General features: G+C 59.7%; 14 protein-coding genes and 2 tRNA genes. 3 read left to right on the top strand and 13 right to left on the bottom strand.

Annotated features, from left to right (window positions below; all coding sequences use genetic code 11):
* Positions 1-156: 156 nt before the first annotated feature.
* Both NCG91_RS01055 and NCG91_RS01050 read left to right on the top strand, forming a co-directional pair.
* Entirely contained in the window at positions 157-2,214 is a 2,058-nt protein-coding gene (locus NCG91_RS01055; RefSeq protein ID WP_251348211.1) for a methyl-accepting chemotaxis protein, read from the top strand.
* A gap of 226 nt (positions 2,215-2,440) precedes the next feature.
* Positions 2,441-3,250 (top strand): Crp/Fnr family transcriptional regulator, encoded by an 810-nt coding sequence (locus NCG91_RS01050; RefSeq protein WP_251348210.1) that lies wholly within the window; start codon positions 2,441-2,443, stop codon positions 3,248-3,250.
* A 77-nt stretch (positions 3,251-3,327) separates the two neighbouring features.
* Here the strand turns inward: NCG91_RS01050 and NCG91_RS01045 are convergent, their stop codons facing one another.
* The 12 genes from NCG91_RS01045 to NCG91_RS00990 all read right to left on the bottom strand — a co-directional run bounded on the left by NCG91_RS01045 (position 3,328) and on the right by NCG91_RS00990 (position 14,077).
* On the bottom strand, positions 3,328-4,743 hold the full coding sequence (locus tag NCG91_RS01045) for a sensor histidine kinase (protein ID WP_077406205.1): 1,416 nt from the start codon (positions 4,741-4,743) through the stop codon (positions 3,328-3,330).
* Positions 4,744-4,887: 144 nt separating this feature from the next.
* Positions 4,888-5,520, bottom strand: a complete 633-nt coding sequence (locus tag NCG91_RS01040) for a response regulator (protein WP_034783185.1) — start codon at positions 5,518-5,520, stop codon at positions 4,888-4,890.
* A 210-nt stretch (positions 5,521-5,730) separates the two neighbouring features.
* Positions 5,731-6,135: a MerR family transcriptional regulator gene (locus NCG91_RS01035; protein WP_251348209.1), complete on the bottom strand. Its 405-nt coding sequence runs from the start codon at positions 6,133-6,135 to the stop codon at positions 5,731-5,733.
* A 10-nt stretch (positions 6,136-6,145) separates the two neighbouring features.
* Positions 6,146-6,493: an integration host factor subunit alpha gene (locus NCG91_RS01030; protein WP_010399205.1), complete on the bottom strand. Its 348-nt coding sequence runs from the start codon at positions 6,491-6,493 to the stop codon at positions 6,146-6,148.
* Between the two features lie 170 nt (positions 6,494-6,663).
* Entirely contained in the window at positions 6,664-9,090 is a 2,427-nt protein-coding gene (gene pheT / locus NCG91_RS01025; protein WP_251348208.1) for a phenylalanine--tRNA ligase subunit beta, read from the bottom strand.
* Between the two features lie 78 nt (positions 9,091-9,168).
* Entirely contained in the window at positions 9,169-10,185 is a 1,017-nt protein-coding gene (pheS, locus tag NCG91_RS01020) for a phenylalanine--tRNA ligase subunit alpha (protein WP_034751917.1), read from the bottom strand.
* 147 nt (positions 10,186-10,332) lie between these two features.
* Entirely contained in the window at positions 10,333-10,692 is a 360-nt protein-coding gene (gene rplT, locus NCG91_RS01015; protein ID WP_010399214.1) for a 50S ribosomal protein L20, read from the bottom strand.
* A 26-nt stretch (positions 10,693-10,718) separates the two neighbouring features.
* Positions 10,719-10,916, bottom strand: coding sequence for a 50S ribosomal protein L35 (gene rpmI, locus NCG91_RS01010; RefSeq protein ID WP_038493025.1), 198 nt, complete (start codon positions 10,914-10,916; stop codon positions 10,719-10,721).
* Positions 10,917-11,143: 227 nt separating this feature from the next.
* Complete coding sequence (infC, locus tag NCG91_RS01005; RefSeq protein WP_205711303.1) at positions 11,144-11,704, bottom strand: translation initiation factor IF-3; 561 nt, start codon at positions 11,702-11,704, stop codon at positions 11,144-11,146.
* Between the two features lie 12 nt (positions 11,705-11,716).
* Positions 11,717-13,624, bottom strand: coding sequence for a threonine--tRNA ligase (thrS, locus tag NCG91_RS01000; RefSeq protein ID WP_102294334.1), 1,908 nt, complete (start codon positions 13,622-13,624; stop codon positions 11,717-11,719).
* Between the two features lie 210 nt (positions 13,625-13,834).
* Positions 13,835-13,911: transfer RNA gene (locus tag NCG91_RS00995), tRNA-Val, on the bottom strand.
* A gap of 89 nt (positions 13,912-14,000) precedes the next feature.
* Positions 14,001-14,077: transfer RNA gene (locus NCG91_RS00990), tRNA-Val, on the bottom strand.
* Between the two features lie 137 nt (positions 14,078-14,214).
* Between NCG91_RS00990 and NCG91_RS00985 the strand changes: the two genes are divergently transcribed.
* Positions 14,215-14,679, top strand: coding sequence for a hypothetical protein (locus NCG91_RS00985; RefSeq protein ID WP_099667406.1), 465 nt, complete (start codon positions 14,215-14,217; stop codon positions 14,677-14,679).
* A gap of 14 nt (positions 14,680-14,693) precedes the next feature.
* On the opposite strand, the gene NCG91_RS00980 is transcribed toward NCG91_RS00985, so the two are convergent.
* The gene (locus NCG91_RS00980) at positions 14,694-15,806 is read right to left on the bottom strand and encodes an acyltransferase family protein (RefSeq protein ID WP_251348207.1); all 1,113 of its coding nucleotides are present in this window, start codon (positions 15,804-15,806) and stop codon (positions 14,694-14,696) included.
* Positions 15,807-15,811 lie beyond the last annotated feature (5 nt).

Raw genomic sequence — 15,811 nt, 5'->3', positions numbered from 1 at the left:
AACCCTCGATTTTACAGAAGGATCGGCCTTCCGTGTGAACTGCTTCACTCTGGCGAACGGCAAAACTGACTGCATCGCGGCGCACTTCATCAAGGGGTCACAATCCGCAGGCAACATTGCACTGCAGAAATGTTGTCACCCTACCCTGGAAACCCGATGAAAATGCTCCTCACCCCCGCCATCCGCCTCATGCAGCGCTTGCGCCTGCTGCCCAAATTCATGCTTGTCTGCCTGGTCTTCCTGCTGCCGCTGGCGCTGGCGACCACCCTGCTGATCTCGGAACTGGGCAAGTCGCTGGCCCAGGCGCAGGATGCGCAGCGGGGCGTGGCCTATGTGCGCCAGTTGCAGGAAGGCACGCGGCTGCTGCAACAGCGGCGCGGCCTCGAGCACTTGCGCCTGAGCGGCAAGGCGGGCATGGACAACACGGCCCTGAATGCGCGCATCACGGCCGCGCTGGCCGCCCTGGCGCGCTTGCCGGCGGGCGCCGGCCTGCCCCAGGCGGCCGAGCTGACGAAACAGTGGCAAGCCCTGCTGGGCCGCCAGGCGAGCCTCGCGGCGCGCGACAGCTACGCGGCGCACACGGCGCTGCTGCGCCAGGCGGCCAAGCTGGGCCAGCTGGTGGCCGACCGCTCGCACCTGAGCCTGGACCCGGACGCGGGCGCCAACCACCTGAGCGCCGCCTTCACCGCCACCCTGCCCGACCTGGCCGAGAGCCTGTCCGACATCGGCGGGCGCGGCGCCGCCTACATCGACACGGGCCTGTTCGAAGCGAATGAAGATCAGCTCGTCAACGCCAACGCCCTGATCGCGCGCCACGAACTGGAACGCCTGCCGGCCCGCTTCGACGAAATCATCGCGGCCAAGCCGGAATTGCGCGCCAGCCTGCAGCCGGCCCTGAAAGCCGTGCCGGCCGCGCTGGCCTTCCTCGAACGCACGAAGAATGAAGTGACGAATTCCTACGACCAGACGTCGGGCGCGCAATTCCACGCGGCCGGCATGCAAGCCATCGACGCCCTGCACGCGCTGTCCGGCGCCTCCGCCACCGCGCTGGACGGCTTGCTGGCGCAGCGCATCGCGCGCGACGAGGCGCGCCGCGCCCTGATCCTGGCCGCCATGCTGCTGGTGCTGCTGGCCGCCGCCTACCTGTGCGCGGGCTTTTATGCCGCCTTCGCGCGCGACGTGCAGCAATTGCGCGTGGCCGTGGGCGCCGCGGCGGCGGGCGATCTGTCGCAGCGCATCACCTCGCAGGCGCACGACGAGATCGGCGACCTGGTGCGCGACTTCGGCGCCATGACGCACGGCCTGGCCACCCTGGTGCAGGAAATCCGCGGCGGCGCGGCCGTCATCGCCGCGGCCGGCGCCGATATCGCCCAGGGCAACGCCGCCCTGTCCGGCCACACGGCCACACAAGCGGACGCGCTGGGCGCCACCGTGGACTCGATGCGCGAGCTGACGGCCACCGTGGGCCGCAACGAAGCCCACGTAGGACAGGGGCGCACCCTGGTGGCCTCGGCCGCCGAAGTGGCCCTGCGCGGCGGCGAGACCGTCAGCGCCGTGGTCGAGACCATGGCCTCGATCAAGGCCAGCTCGCACAAGATCGTCGACATCATCGGCGTGATCAACGGCATCGCCTTCCAGACGAATATCCTCGCCCTGAACGCGGCCGTGGAAGCGGCGCGCGCGGGCGAACAGGGGCGCGGCTTTGCCGTCGTGGCGTCCGAAGTGCGCAGCCTGGCGCAGCGCTCCAGCGAAGCGGCGCAGCAGATCAAGCGCCTGATCGGCGACTCCGTGGCCACCGTGGACGCGGGCGGCGACCTGGTCAACGCGGCCGGCAGCACCATGCGGCAAGTCGTCGACGCGGTGCAGCAAGTGTCCGTCGTCATCGGGCGCATCAGCAGCGCCGGCGCCGAGCAGAATGGCGAAATCGCCCGCATCAACGGCGCGCTGGCGCAAATCGACGACATGACGCGCCAGAATGCGAGCCTGGTCGACGAGGCGCGCGCCGGTTCGCAGCGCCTGCACCAGGAAGGCGAGGCGCTGACGCAGGCCGTCAGCCGCTTCCGCCTGGGGGAGCACGAGGCGCCTGCCGCGCGCCAGACGAGCGCCGCAACCGTGCGCGACGGCTTGCCCAGCGTGCGTCCGGCCGGCCTGTGGAGCGCCAACAAGCCGCGCGTCATATCACAAAATCGCGCAGAACGGCGCAAGGCTAGCTAGTCAAAAGTGTGCACGTAGGACAAGGACTACAATTTCGCCTCAAAAGAGACTACAAAGTGGCGACTGCTAATCTTATGTTCGCCACTTACATAAGCTTTTAAAGTAGCTACATCGCGATCTGCACCGCGCGGTCGAAAAAAAACGCTGTTCCCAGATGGATGCAGCAACTTTTTTGACCAGCAACGCGGCAGTCGCACTCCGATGTAAAAAGCCTGTGAGGAATACTATGAGCCATACTCAACTTATCGCCCCGGTCCAGAAGAACCAGTTGCTGCCGCGCGCCATGCCGGCGGCCGGTCGGGAAATCAAGCTTGCGTCGCGGGTTAGCCTCAGCAGTGCCCAACAAAATGAATTGCTGGCCGCCCTGCCGCGCGCCGCGCTCGAATCGCTGTTCGAAGACCTGGAACTGGTCGAACTGCCTTTCGGCAAGGAATTGTATGCCTACGGTAACAACCTGGAATACAGCTACTTCCCCACCACCGCCATCATTTCCTTGCTGTATGTCATGGAAGACGGCGCCACGACGGAAATCGCCGTCGTCGGCCATGAAGGCGTGGCGGGCGCCTCGCTGCTGGCAGGCGAACGCGCCATGTGCACGGCTGTCGTGCAAAGCGCCGGCTATGGCTACCGCCTGAAAACGCAAAGCTTGCGCGTCGCCTTCAACCAGGGCGGCGCCCTGCCCCAGTTGCTGATGCGCTACACCAACGCCCTGTTTGCGCAAATGGCGCAGAACGCCGTCGGCGGCCGTCACAGTTCGATCGAGCAAAAGCTGTGCCGCTGGCTGCTGGACCGCCTGGACCGTTCGCCATCGAACGAATTGAAAGTGACGCAAGAGTTGATCTCGATCATGCTGGGCGTGCGCCGCGAAAGCATCACGGCCGCCGCCGGCAAGCTGCAGGAAGAAGGCTTGATCCACTATCGCCGCGGCAATATCACGGTGCTGGACCGCGCCGGCCTGGAATGCTATGCGGGCGAGTGCTACAAGGTGGCCAAGACGGAATACGACCGCTTGCTGCGCGACGTATCACGCTGCTGATCCGCTGCTGATCAGGCAAGACAGATAAAAAAATGGCCGGGCTGCATGCCCGGCCATTTTTCTTGCATCAACGTCCATTACGCTTCGGCATCCGCATCGATGTCTTCCGGCTCCGGCGTCAGCGGCAGGGGAATCACGGCTTCCACGCACGTGCCCTTGCCTTCCGGCCCCTGGCGCACGGTGAGTGTGCCGCCCAGCAACAAGGCCCGCTCGCGCATGCCCAGCAAGCCGTGCGACATGGGTTTTTGCAGCGCATCTTCCGTGATGCCGATGCCGTCGTCGATCACGCGCAGCACCAGGCCGTGTTCATTGCGCTTCAAGGTCACGCTGACCATGCCGGCGCGCGCATATTTCAGGATATTGGTCAGCGATTCCTGCACGATACGGAACAGGGCAATCGTCAGGGTGGCTTCGCGGTTGTCGATATTGATGGCCACATCCGTTTCGCAGCGCACGGAACTCATGCGCGCAAAATCCTCGCAATAGCTTTCGATGGCGGCGCACAGGCCCAGGTTGTCCAGCAGGCTGGGACGCAGGTCTTCGACGATGCGGCGCTTCAGTTCCACCGTTTCCAGCAAGGTAGCCTTGGCGCGGCGCAATTGCGCGGCCAGTTCCGGCTGCGTGTGCGCCAGTTGCTGCGTGACGGCGCCCAGGTCCATGCTGATCGACGTCAGGTTGGCGCCCAGTTCATCGTGCAATTCGCGCGCCAGGCGCGCCTTTTCCACTTCATTGACGCTGATCAAATGACGCGATAGCACGGATAACTGCTCCGTACGCTTGCTGACCGTCGACTCCAGGGTGTCGTTGGCATTTTGCAATGCATACTCGACGGCCGCGCGATTCTGGAAACTGCGCCGCACCAGCTGGTAAAACATGATCAGCACGAGGATGGCCAGGGCATTGATGCCGATGCCGAGCAGCACGGCTTTCTGGTACTCATGGTAAAAGGCGGCGCTGCCGGAAGACAACGCTTCATTCTGCTCGCGCGTCATGATCACCACTTGCAGGCGGATCTCGTCCATGGTGGCGCGGTCATCGGTCACGCGGGAAATGTTGACGATCTCGGCCAGCCCGCCCTGCTTGTAGACATCGATCGACTGTTGCAGCATCGACATCTTGCGACGGATCAAGCTTTTCAGCTGGCCCAGGTTTTTCAACTGGGTAGGACTGCCCGCGAGCAAGGTTTGCAGCTCGTTGAATTCGTTTTCAATTTCCGTGGTCGCCGTCTTCGACGGCCCCAGATAGGTTTCGGAGCCGGAAATGAAATAGCCGCGCAAGCTGCTTTCCGCATCGAGCACGAGCACGTTCAAATACTGCAGGCGGTCCGCCACGCGGGCGCTCTGGCTGAGCAGGGCGTTCGTGCCCTTCAGCGACTGCAGATTATGATAGAGACTGAAACCATTGAGTACAAGCAGCAAGGCGCAAGTCACGCACAGGATCGTCTTGTAGAGGGGCAGGCGGTGATTCGGGGCCGGTTCAGCGGTGAAATACATCCTGATGTGCATCCTTAGCAAGGTTCGGCGCGGGAAAGAGCGCCGGCGCCGGCCAATTATAGTCCTCGCCACAAACTGCTGCACTGCACAAGTCGTGCCGGCTGGCTGGCTGAGCGATCATGTTTCCATGATCGCACCGCAGCGCTAGTCAAGCAAATTGTTTTTCATTGCGTAATAGGTCAAGTCGCTGTTGGATTGCAAGCCCATTTTTTCCATGATGCGCGTACGGTAAGTACTCACCGTCTTGATGCTCAGCGACAAGGCGACACCGATATCGGACACGGTGGCGCCGCGCGCCAGGCGCAGGAAGACCTGGAACTCGCGGTCCGACAATTCCGTGTGCAGCGCGGCATTCGTGTCGCGGTCGAACGATTGCGCCAGCAACTCGCCGACGGTGGAGCTGACATAGCGGCGCCCCTGGAACACGGTGCGCACGGCCGTCATCAGCTCGTCGGCTTCGCATTCCTTGTTCAGATAGCCATTCGCACCCATCTTGAACAGGTTCAACGCGTATTGCTGCGCGGGATAGCCGCTGAGTATCAGCACGGGCAATTCCGGCTGACCCTGGCGGATCGTGCGCAAGGTATCGATGCCGCTCTGATCGGGCATGGCTATATCGAGCAGCAATACATCGCAAATTTCGCGGCGGGCGATATCGAGCGCTTCGCGCCCCGTACCGGCTTCCGCCACCACACTGAAATCGCTCGACGACGAAAAAATCTGTTTGAATCCAGCTCGTACTATTTGGTGATCATCACAAATGGCAACGCGTATCATTGTTTCCCCTTAAATTTTCCTGGCCTGGGAAAGACTACCGGAACCTGAACGCTGCTCCGGCTTAGCGTCACTAACAAAAACGCAACATTAACATTATATTCAAAATATGGCGCGCAGTACGGTAGCGTCAGCGCCAAGGCCGAGCGCCCATGCAGTATAGTCAACTTAGTCAGCTGCTACCGGACAACCCCACCTATATTGGTACAAATCTTATTTTAGCAAGTTTAAAATCGCAATTAATTCATTGCGTATCCACACGCGGTCCAGCGGCGCTTCCTGCGGCACGACGGGCACGGCCGGCAGCACTGGCAGCTCGTCGGCGATGGCATGCGAAGCGCCACGACTGTCGAGCTTGTTGCGGGCGCCGCTGATGGTGAAGCCCTGCTCGTACAGCAATTCGCGGATGCGGCGTATCAACAGCACCTCATGGTGCTGATAATAACGGCGGTTACCACGTCGTTTGACCGGCTTGAGCTGGGAAAACTCCTGCTCCCAGTAGCGCAATACATGCGGTTTGACGCCGCACAATTCGCTCACCTCGCCGATCGTGAAATAGCGTTTCGCCGGAATGGGCGGCAAGGCGATCAACTCGGTTTTACTGATGCGCTCGTTCATCGCCACTCACTCAGGCAGCACGTGCCAGCGGACTGGTCTCTTCGACCATGCTTTTCAGCTTCTGGCTCGCATGGAAGGTCACGACGCGGCGCGCCGTGATGGGAATCTCTTCGCCCGTCTTCGGATTGCGGCCCGGCCGCTGCGGCTTGTCGCGCAACTGGAAATTGCCGAAACCGGACAGCTTGACAGCCTCGCCCCGTTCGAGCGCATTGCGGATCTCGTCGAAAAAGGTCTCGACCATATCCTTCGCTTCGCGCTTGTTCAGGCCCACCTGCTCGAACAACAGTTCGGCCAGTTCCGCCTTGGTCAAGGTGGGTAAATCTTTTTCCGCTTCCTGGCGCACTTTGGCAACCAGCATGGCCCGATGCAGATCTGCGGCCAGTGCGGACTGCAGTACGGCGGAATCAACGTCGCTGTTATTAATTTTCCTGCCCTGCCTTTTCTGTGCGCCCGAGCTCGCCACATGGCAAGCTCGTCTACGGTTGACGACGGAAAGGCCGTCACGCAAGGCGACGGCCAGTCCGGTAATTACGAACGCAGTTTCGCGTCGTGGCCCTGCTTGGCCGCATCGATGAGGACAGCCATCAGGCCATCGACAACATCGTCTTGCAGGGTGTTTTGAGTATCTTGCAAGCTAATCCGGAAAGCAAGGCTTTTTTCATCCGCTTCCAGCCCTTTTCCACGATATTCATCAAATAAAACAATGGCTTGCACGATACGCGCTGCCGGGCTCGACTTGGCGGCGGCGTGGAAGCTGTCGAGCAGATCCTGCACGGCCACCGATTGCTTGACGACCACGGCCAGGTCGCGGCTGGCGCCAGGGAATTTCGAGATTTCCTGGTACACGGGCACGACTCGTTGCGTCAGGGCAGCGGCATCGACTTCGAACAGCACAGGCGCCAGCGGCAAGTCATACTTTTGCATCCAGCGCGGGTGCAGTTCTCCGATGAAACCGATGACCTTGCCATCGAGCTCCACGTTGGCCGAACGGCCCGGATGCAGGGCCGGATGTTCCGCCTTGCTGAAACGCAAGACCAGCGGCGCGAACAGCGCTTCCAGGTCCGCCTTCACGTCGAAGAAGTCGACCGTGCGCGCAGCCTGGCCCCACTGCTCGTCGGCCACCGCGCCGTAGGCCATGGCCGCCACGCGCTTCGGCTGGGCGTAACCGGCCACCGACAGGGGACCGTTTTCCACGCTGTCGTCGCGCTGGTAGATGGCGCCCACTTCGAAGATGCGCACGCGGTTCGTCTTGCGGTTCAGGTTATAACGCACATTGGCGATCAGGCTGCCAATCAGCGAGGAGCGCATCACGCTCATCTGGCTGGCGATCGGGTTCTGCAATTTGATCGGATTCGTGTTGCCCGAGAAATCGCGCTCCCATGCCGTATCGACAAAGCTCATGTTAACCACTTCCTGGAAGCCCAGGTCGGCCAGCTCATGACGTACCGCAAACAAGGAGCGGGTATTTTCTGGTGCAATCTGCATCACGTTCGCTGCCACGGGCGGCAAGGTCGGGATGTTTTCAAAGCCGTACACGCGCGCCACTTCCTCGATCAAGTCTTCCTCGATCTCGATGTCGAAACGGTAGCTGGGCGAGGTCACGGAAAACACGCCGTCCGCCAGGGTGAATGGCAGGGCCAGGCGCGTGAAGATATCGGCGATCAGCTCATCGGTGAGCGGCACGCCGATGACTTTTTGCGCGCGCGCCGTGCGCATCGACACAGGCTGGCGTTGCGGCAAGTTCACCACGTGGTCGTCGACGGGGCCGACGGTCGTGGCCGGCGTGCCGCAGATTTCCACGATCAGGGCCGTGATGCGCTCGATGTGCTCGACGGTGGTGGCGAAATCCACGCCGCGCTCGAAGCGGTGCGCCGCATCGGTGGAGAAATTCAAGCGGCGCGCGCGGCCTTGAATGGCGTTCGGCCACCAGAAGGCCGCTTCCAGGTAGATGCTGTCCGTATCGTCCGATACGGAGCTGGCGTCGCCGCCCATGATGCCGGCCAAGGATTCGATTTCCTGCTCATCGGCAATGACGCCGAGCCACTCGTCGACGGCGATGGTGTTGCCGTTCAACAGCTTGACGGATTCGCCCGCCTTGCCCCAACGCACGTCGAGGCTGCCGTGGATCTTTGCCAGATCGAACACGTGGCTGGGACGGCCCAGTTCCAGCATGACATAGTTGGAAATGTCGACCAGGGCCGACAGCGGACGCTGGCCGCTGCGCTCGAGGCGCTGCTTCATCCAGTCCGGCGTGGCGGCACGGGCGTTCAAGCCGCGGATGACGCGGCCCGTGAAACGGCCGCACAGGTCCGGCGCGCTGACTTTCACTGGCAACACTTCATCGCTGGTGACAGGCACGGTGCGGAACTGCGGCGCATTCAGGGGCACGCCCGTCAAGGCCGACACTTCGCGCGCCACGCCCAGCACGGACAGGCAGTCCGCCTTGTTCGGCGTCAACTTGATGGTGAATTTCAAGTCGTTGAGCGCAAAGTAATCGCGGAAATTCTGGCCGATCGGCGCGTCGTCCGGCAATTCCAGCAAGCCGGCGTTTTCTTCCGACAATTTCAATTCGCGCGCGGAGCACAACATGCCTTGCGACTCGACGCCGCGCAGCTGGCCTACCTTGATTTCAAACGGCTTGCCATCGGCGCCAGGCGGCAGCACGGCGCCGGCCATGGCGCACACGACTTTCAAGCCTGGGCGCACGTTCGGCGCGCCGCAAACGATGTTGAGCATGGTGCCCGTGCCGACGTCGACCTGGCACACATTCAGGCGGTCCGCATTCGGATGTTTTTCCATCTCCAGGACCAGGCCCACCACCACGTTCGAGAACGGGGGCGCGACAGGATCGACGTCCTCGACTTCGAGACCGGACATGGTCAGCAGATGGGCCAGTTCGTCCGAAGTCATCTTCGGATCGACCATGGTACGGAGCCAGTTTTCGGAAAATTGCATAATCAAGCCTTCAAAGGGTCAAAGCTCACAGCGCGAGCGCACAGGCGCTCAAGCGCCATGAATCAAACGGAACAATGCTTAGTTGAACTGCTTCAGGAAACGCAGGTCGCCTTCATAAAACAGGCGCAGGTCGTTGATGCCGTAACGCAACATCGTCAAGCGTTCCAGGCCGGAGCCGAAAGCAAAACCGATGAATTTCTCGGGATCGAGGCCGAAGTTCTTCACCACGGTCGGATGCACCTGGCCGGCGCCCGACACTTCCAGCCAGCGGCCTTTCAGCGGGCCCGAACCGAAGGCGATGTCGATCTCGGCCGACGGTTCCGTAAACGGGAAGTACGACGGGCGGAAGCGCACTTGCAGGTCGTCCGTCTCGAAGAATGCCTTGACGAAGTTCAGGTACACGCCCTTCAGGTCGGCAAAGCTGATGTCTTCGGCGATCCACAGGCCTTCGACCTGGTGGAACATCGGCGAATGGGTGGCATCGCTGTCGACACGGTAAGTGCGGCCCGGCGCAATGACCTTGATCGGCGGCGTGTGCGTGCGCGCATAGCGCACCTGCATCGGGCTCGTGTGCGTGCGCAGCAGCAAGGGCTTGCCATCGGTATCGTTGCCGTCGATGTAGAAAGTGTCTTGCATGGAACGGGCTGGATGGTTTTCCGGGCTGTTGAGCGCCGTGAAGTTGGTCCAGTCATTTTCGATTTCGGGGCCGTCGGCCACGTCGAAACCGATGGAGCGGAAGATTTCCTCGACACGTTCCCACGTGCGCATCACGGGATGGATGCCGCCGGGCATGCGGCCACGGCCTGGCAGGGTCACATCGATCGCTTCGGCGTTCAGGCGGCCTTGCATCTGGGCATCGGCCAGTGCATCACGGCGCGCCGTCAGCGCGTCCTCGATCTGCACTTTGACGGCGTTGATCAGGGCGCCCTGCGCCTTGCGCGCGTCCGGGTCCAGCTTGCCCAGGCCCTTCATCATTTCAGTAATCTGGCCAGTCTTGCCCAGGTAGCGGGCTTTGGCGTTTTCAAGTGCGGCAGCGTCTGCGGCGGCGATAAAGTCAGCCTGGGCCGAGACGACGAGTTCTTCTAGGGAGTTCATGCGGCATTTCCTGTTTTGGACATCAATTCTGGACTCAGTTATCTAAAATCCAACAATCAAAAACGGAAACGGGGCATAAGGTGTTAAAACCCCTGCCCCGCTCTTTATGACGTCACCCTACGGATGACGTTGTGCAATGACCGATGCTTACGCAGCGATTTTTGCTTTAACTGCGTTGACAATCGCAGCGAATGCTGGCTTGTCCATCACAGCCATATCGGCCAGGACTTTACGGTCCAGTTCGATATTTGCTTTTTTCAAGCCGTTCATGAATACGCTGTACGTTACGCCATGCTCACGGGAAGCGGCGTTGATACGGGCGATCCACAGGCGGCGGAAAACGCGTTTCTTGTTGCGGCGATCGCGGTAAGCGTATTGGCCAGCGCGCATAACTGCTTGCTTGGCAACACGGTATACACGGCTGCGGCGACCACGGTAGCCTTTAGCTTGAACAAGAATCTTCTTATGACGGGCACGAGCTGTAACCCCACGTTTTACTCTAGGCATAGTAACTCCTTAAATTGAGTGTGAGATTAAGCAGTCGGCATCATGCGCATGACGGATGTGACATCCGATGCGTTGATGTTACGGGTACCGCGCAACTGACGTTTGTTTTTGGTGGTTTTCTTGGTCAGGATGTGGCGTTTGAACGCGTGACCCGACTTGACTGTTCCACCTGGACGCACGCGAAAACGTTTTTTCGCGGAGCTTTTGGTCTTCATTTTAGGCATAGCAATCTGTCCTCTTACGGACAGCTCCATTTATAACAGGATTGCAGGTGGCAACACGACGCTGCGCTTAGATGCCTGCTTTCACATGTTGTGCAGCGGATGCGAGTCCACTACAGTTCACGCGGCCCGGACATTGCTGACCGGGCCGCGCAAATTCTGCCTGGGGTTTGACACCGCGCCAATGCCGGCGCGAGCAGTTTCCACCCACAGTAAAACGCTATTGTATCTTACTTCTTCTTCTTAGGCGAAAGAACCATGATCATTTGGCGGCCTTCCATCTTCGGGAACTGCTCAACCTGGCCGTACGGCTCCAGATCGGCTTTCAGACGTTCCAGCATGCGGAAGCCAATATCCTGATGCGCCATCTCACGACCGCGGAAACGCAAGGTAATCTTGGTTTTATCGCCATCTTCGAGGAACTTGATGAGATTACGCAACTTGATATTGTAGTCACCATCATCAGTCCCCGGACGGAATTTGACTTCCTTCACGAGGATGATCTTTTGCTTCAATTTGGCTTCGTGAGCTTTCTTTTGCTCCGAATACTTAAATTTGCCGTAGTCCATCAAACGGCACACCGGTGGCTGCGCGGTAGGCGCAATTTCCACCAGGTCGACGTTTGCCTCTTCCGCCAGGCGGAAGGCTTCAGCCAAACTTACGATACCGAGTGGCTCGTTATCGACCCCGCTTAAACGCATTTCAGGGGCAGTGATTTCGCCATTGATGCGATGTGACTTGTCAGTAGCTATTGTAATTTCCTTTAAAAATCTTGTAAGACGGTCGTGCAGCGAGTTTCCTCGTCAGGCCTTGGTGTCGACTTCATGTTTGAGTCGCTCAATCAGGGCATCGACGGACATGACGCCCAGATCGACATTGCCCCGCGCCCGCACGGCCACTGTATTCGCATCCCGCTCTTTGTCGCCAATCACTAAGATGTAAGGCAATTTTTGTACGGAATGTTCACGTATTTTATAGGTAATCTTCTCGTTACGCAAATCAGCCTGTACGCGCAGCCCCGCTTTGCGCAGTTTTGTTGTAACTTCCTGTACATAATCGGCTTGAGCGTCGGAAATATTCAACACCGACACTTGCACCGGCGACAACCACAGCGGCATGGCGCCCGCATAGTGTTCGATCAGGATGCCGATGAAACGTTCCAGCGAACCGACGATCGCGCGGTGCAGCATGATCGGCACCTGGCGCGTGTTATCCACGGCCACATATTCGGCGCCCAGGCGACCCGGCATCGACGGATCGATCTGCACGGTACCCACTTGCCATGCGCGGCCCAGGCTGTCTTTCAGGTGGTATTCGATCTTCGGACCATAGAATGCACCCTCGCCCGGCAATTCCGTCCACTCCACGCCGCAGGCGCGCAAGGCCGAACGCAGAGATTCCTCGGCGAAATCCCACGATTCTTCCGTGCCGATGCGGTTATCCGGACGCAAGGCCAGTTTCACGTCGATATTCGTAAAGCCGAAAGCCGTGTACACATCCATCGCCTGCTGGTGGAACGCCGTCACTTCGCCGGCGATCTGCTCTTCCAGGCAGAAGATGTGGCCATCGTCCTGCGTAAAGCCGCGCACGCGCATCATGCCGTGCAAGGCGCCCGACGGCTCGTTGCGGTGGCATTGGCCGAATTCGCCGTAGCGCAATGGCAAGTCGCGGTAGCTGCGCATGCCATTGTTGAAAATCTGGATATGGCCAGGGCAATTCATCGGTTTCAGCGCATAAGCGCGGTTTTCCGATTCCGTGATGAACATGTTTTCACGGTAATTATCCCAGTGGCCGGTTTTTTCCCACAGGCCACGGTCGAGAATTTGCGGCGCCTTGACTTCCTGATAGCCATTGACCTGGTAGACATTGCGCATGTATTGCTCGACTTGCTGCCAGATCGACCAGCCTTTCGGGTGCCAGAAGATCAGGCCTGGCGCCTCTTCCTGGAAATGGAAGAAATCGAGCTGCTTGCCCAGTTTGCGGTGATCGCGCTTTTCCGCCTCTTCCAGGTTGTGCAGATACAGTTCCTGGTCTTCCTTCTTGGCCCAGGCCGTGCCATAGATACGCTGCAGCATCTCGTTTTTCGAGTCGCCGCGCCAGTAGGCGCCAGCCAGCTTCATCAGCTTGAAGACTTTCAGCTTGCCCGTCGATGGCACGTGCGGGCCGCGGCACAAGTCCGTGAACTTGCCTTCGGAATACAGCGACACTTCCTGGTCGGCCGGGATCGAGCCGATCAATTCAGCCTTGTAAGCTTCGCCGATGCCCTTGAAGTATTCGATGGCTTCGTCGCGCGCGACTACCTTGCGCGTGACTTGCTCATCCTTCTTGGCCAGTTCCGCCATTTTCTTTTCGATCGCGACCAGGTCTTCCGGCGTAAATGGGCGCTTGTAGGCGAAGTCATAGTAAAAACCGTTGTCGATCACGGGACCGATGGTCACTTGCGCTTCCGGGAACAATTCCTTGACGGCATACGCCAGCAAGTGGGCCGTCGAGTGGCGGATCACTTCCAGGCCATCGGCGTCCTTGTCCGTCACGATCGCCAGTTCCGCGTCTTGCTCGATCAGATAGGAAGTATCGACCAGCTTGCCGTCGACCTTGCCGGCCAGGGCAGCCTTGGCCAGGCCGGTACCAATATTGGCCGCAACCTGGGCCACGGTGACCGGGCCGTCAAATTGACGGGCGGAACCATCGGGAAGTCGGATTGTAAGCATATTGATCTCCATATCGGCGCTGGCGCCAGGTAAAACTGCAATGTGATGGGTAAATAACTGAAAGGAAAACGCAGACGCAAAAAAACGCGGACTAGCCGCGTTTTTCACTTTCTTGAGACAAAGGAAACCCGTTCGACTAGCGTCACTCCCAAAGCTTGGTAGTAGTTCGCGGTGTCATAACCGGTTTTACCTTTCTCTCTAACTGCATTCTGGTGGGCGGTGAGGAATTCGAATCCCCGACCCCTTGGATGTCGACCAAGTATTCTAACCAGCTGAACTAACCGCCCGTAAAACTTTTGTTGATCATTGTATTTCAAATGACCGCTTGCGGCTTGCGCCAGCTTAAAACTCTTGAAAACTGCTTACTGCTAAATTCTGGTGGGCGGTGAGGAATTCGAATCCCCGACCCCTTGGATGTCGACCAAGTATTCTAACCAGCTGAACTAACCGCCCCGAAGACCAGCATTATAGAGAGGCTTTCCCAGAATGACAAGGGCTCTTTTACAGGAAACTTTAATCATTTCTCGGGGCGTCAGCCCCCTTTATATGGAGAGGGCCCGGCACACGCGGAATGCCGCTAGAATCGCGGCATGAACTCCACCCTATTCGCCTGGCTGAAAACCCTGAGCCGCATCTGCGGTTTTGAAACGGCCGACTCTTTCCCGCCCGGCCACCCGTATGCGCGCACGCGCTGGGATGCCGCGTATTTCGATATCGCCTCCGACGTAAAACCCGACGAGATGGAACGGCGCCTCTGCGCAGCCATCGCCAACACGCCGAGCGTCTTCGCCTATATCACCAATCCCACGCCGCGCATGCAGCGCGCGCTGCTGAACGTGATCCACGACCGGCTGCGGCGCCAACCCGGCGCGGGCGCCACGGACCTGGTCTTGTTATTGATCAATGCCTACGCCAGCGAGCACATCATGGAAGCCGTGCCCGGCCTGCGCGCCCTGATCTTCAACACGGCACATGAAGAGACGAATCTGCGCGTGCATGCTATCCTGGAATTACTGGTGGGCACGCCACGGGGACTCGATGTAATCGACATGTAATCGACATGTAATCGTCACGCATGATTCGCGGGAAAGTAGCGCGCCCGCAAGCGCATGAACGGCGTTTCCACCAATCTATATAAGAGCCAGCCCGTGACGATGCTGACAGCGATACTGACCAGTATGGCTGTGAGGCCATCCGGCCCGTAGCCAAAGTCTTGCAACAAGGGCCGCAGCAGGATGCACAGCTGCTTGTGCAGCAAATAAATCGCATACGACCACAGGGCCAGGCTGGCCGCGCCCGGCACGCGCAATTGATACAAAGCACTGGCAGGACTCAGCGCGGCGATCAGCAATAAGGTAAAACTGGCGGCCAGAGCCGGATAGCCGAACACCGTCACCCAATAACCATAGTGATCGGCGAGAAACACGTAAAACATCAGCGCCGTGCCAAAGATTCCCGCCAGCAAGGTGCGATTGCCATAGGATGTCAGGCGCAGCCAGGCGCCAGGGTGGTAGTTTTTCAGCAGCGCCAGCGCCACGCCCGCCACCAGCTCGTCGAAACGGCACCACGACGCGTAATAAATGTATTTGTAATAGCCGAGGCCGCCTCGCGGCACGTGCACATATTCATCCCACAGATATGCACGCAGCAGCATGCCGACGACAAAGCTGGCGGCCACGGCCACCCACGCCCACAGCAGCGACTTGCGGCAAGCCGCGATCGCCAGCGCCACGGCCGGCAGCAGCACGTAGAACTGCTCTTCCACGCACAGCGACCACGCATGGGAAAACGCCGTGCCCGGCGTCAGATTGATGTTTTGCGTAAAGGTCAGGAATTTCCACAAGGGAAGCCGCGCGCTATCGCCGCGAAACGCGGGCCACAAATAATACAGGGCCAGCACGGCATAAAAACTGGGCAAGGTGCGCAGGAAACGGCGCGCATAGAAGCGCGGCAAGGAAAAGCCTTGCTCGCTGCGCAAGGCCGCAAAGATCTGGTTGCCGATCAGGTAGCCGCTGAGGGCAAAGAACAGGTCCACGCCCGTCCAGCCGATTTCTCCCCAGAAACCAAACGCCCCGCCCTCGCTGACGAACAACAAATAATGGTTCATGAAGACCAGCACGATGGCCAGCGCGCGCAAGGTATCGAGGCCGTACAGGCGGGAAGGATGGGACGTACTGGACATGGAAT

The organism is Janthinobacterium kumbetense, from assembly GCF_023703445.1.
Lineage (GTDB): Bacteria > Pseudomonadota > Gammaproteobacteria > Burkholderiales > Burkholderiaceae_D > Janthinobacterium > Janthinobacterium kumbetense.
This window is presented reverse-complemented; position numbering and strand designations above follow the sequence as displayed.

What these genes read in the sequence shown, in the direction of transcription:
- NCG91_RS01055 (WP_251348211.1), top strand. Translation starts at nt 157, where the DNA reads ATGAAAATGCTCCTCACCCCCGCCATCCGCCTCATGCAGCGCTTGCGC.
- NCG91_RS01050 (WP_251348210.1), top strand. Translation starts at nt 2,441, where the DNA reads ATGAGCCATACTCAACTTATCGCCCCGGTCCAGAAGAACCAGTTGCTG.
- NCG91_RS01045 (WP_077406205.1), bottom strand. Translation starts at nt 4,743, where the DNA reads ATGTATTTCACCGCTGAACCGGCCCCGAATCACCGCCTGCCCCTCTAC.
- NCG91_RS01040 (WP_034783185.1), bottom strand. Translation starts at nt 5,520, where the DNA reads ATGATACGCGTTGCCATTTGTGATGATCACCAAATAGTACGAGCTGGA.
- NCG91_RS01035 (WP_251348209.1), bottom strand. Translation starts at nt 6,135, where the DNA reads ATGAACGAGCGCATCAGTAAAACCGAGTTGATCGCCTTGCCGCCCATT.
- NCG91_RS01030 (WP_010399205.1), bottom strand. Translation starts at nt 6,493, where the DNA reads ATGCTGGTTGCCAAAGTGCGCCAGGAAGCGGAAAAAGATTTACCCACC.
- pheT (WP_251348208.1), bottom strand. Translation starts at nt 9,090, where the DNA reads ATGCAATTTTCCGAAAACTGGCTCCGTACCATGGTCGATCCGAAGATG.
- pheS (WP_034751917.1), bottom strand. Translation starts at nt 10,185, where the DNA reads ATGAACTCCCTAGAAGAACTCGTCGTCTCGGCCCAGGCTGACTTTATC.
- rplT (WP_010399214.1), bottom strand. Translation starts at nt 10,692, where the DNA reads ATGCCTAGAGTAAAACGTGGGGTTACAGCTCGTGCCCGTCATAAGAAG.
- rpmI (WP_038493025.1), bottom strand. Translation starts at nt 10,916, where the DNA reads ATGCCTAAAATGAAGACCAAAAGCTCCGCGAAAAAACGTTTTCGCGTG.
- thrS (WP_102294334.1), bottom strand. Translation starts at nt 13,624, where the DNA reads ATGCTTACAATCCGACTTCCCGATGGTTCCGCCCGTCAATTTGACGGC.
- NCG91_RS00985 (WP_099667406.1), top strand. Translation starts at nt 14,215, where the DNA reads ATGAACTCCACCCTATTCGCCTGGCTGAAAACCCTGAGCCGCATCTGC.
- NCG91_RS00980 (WP_251348207.1), bottom strand. Translation starts at nt 15,806, where the DNA reads ATGTCCAGTACGTCCCATCCTTCCCGCCTGTACGGCCTCGATACCTTG.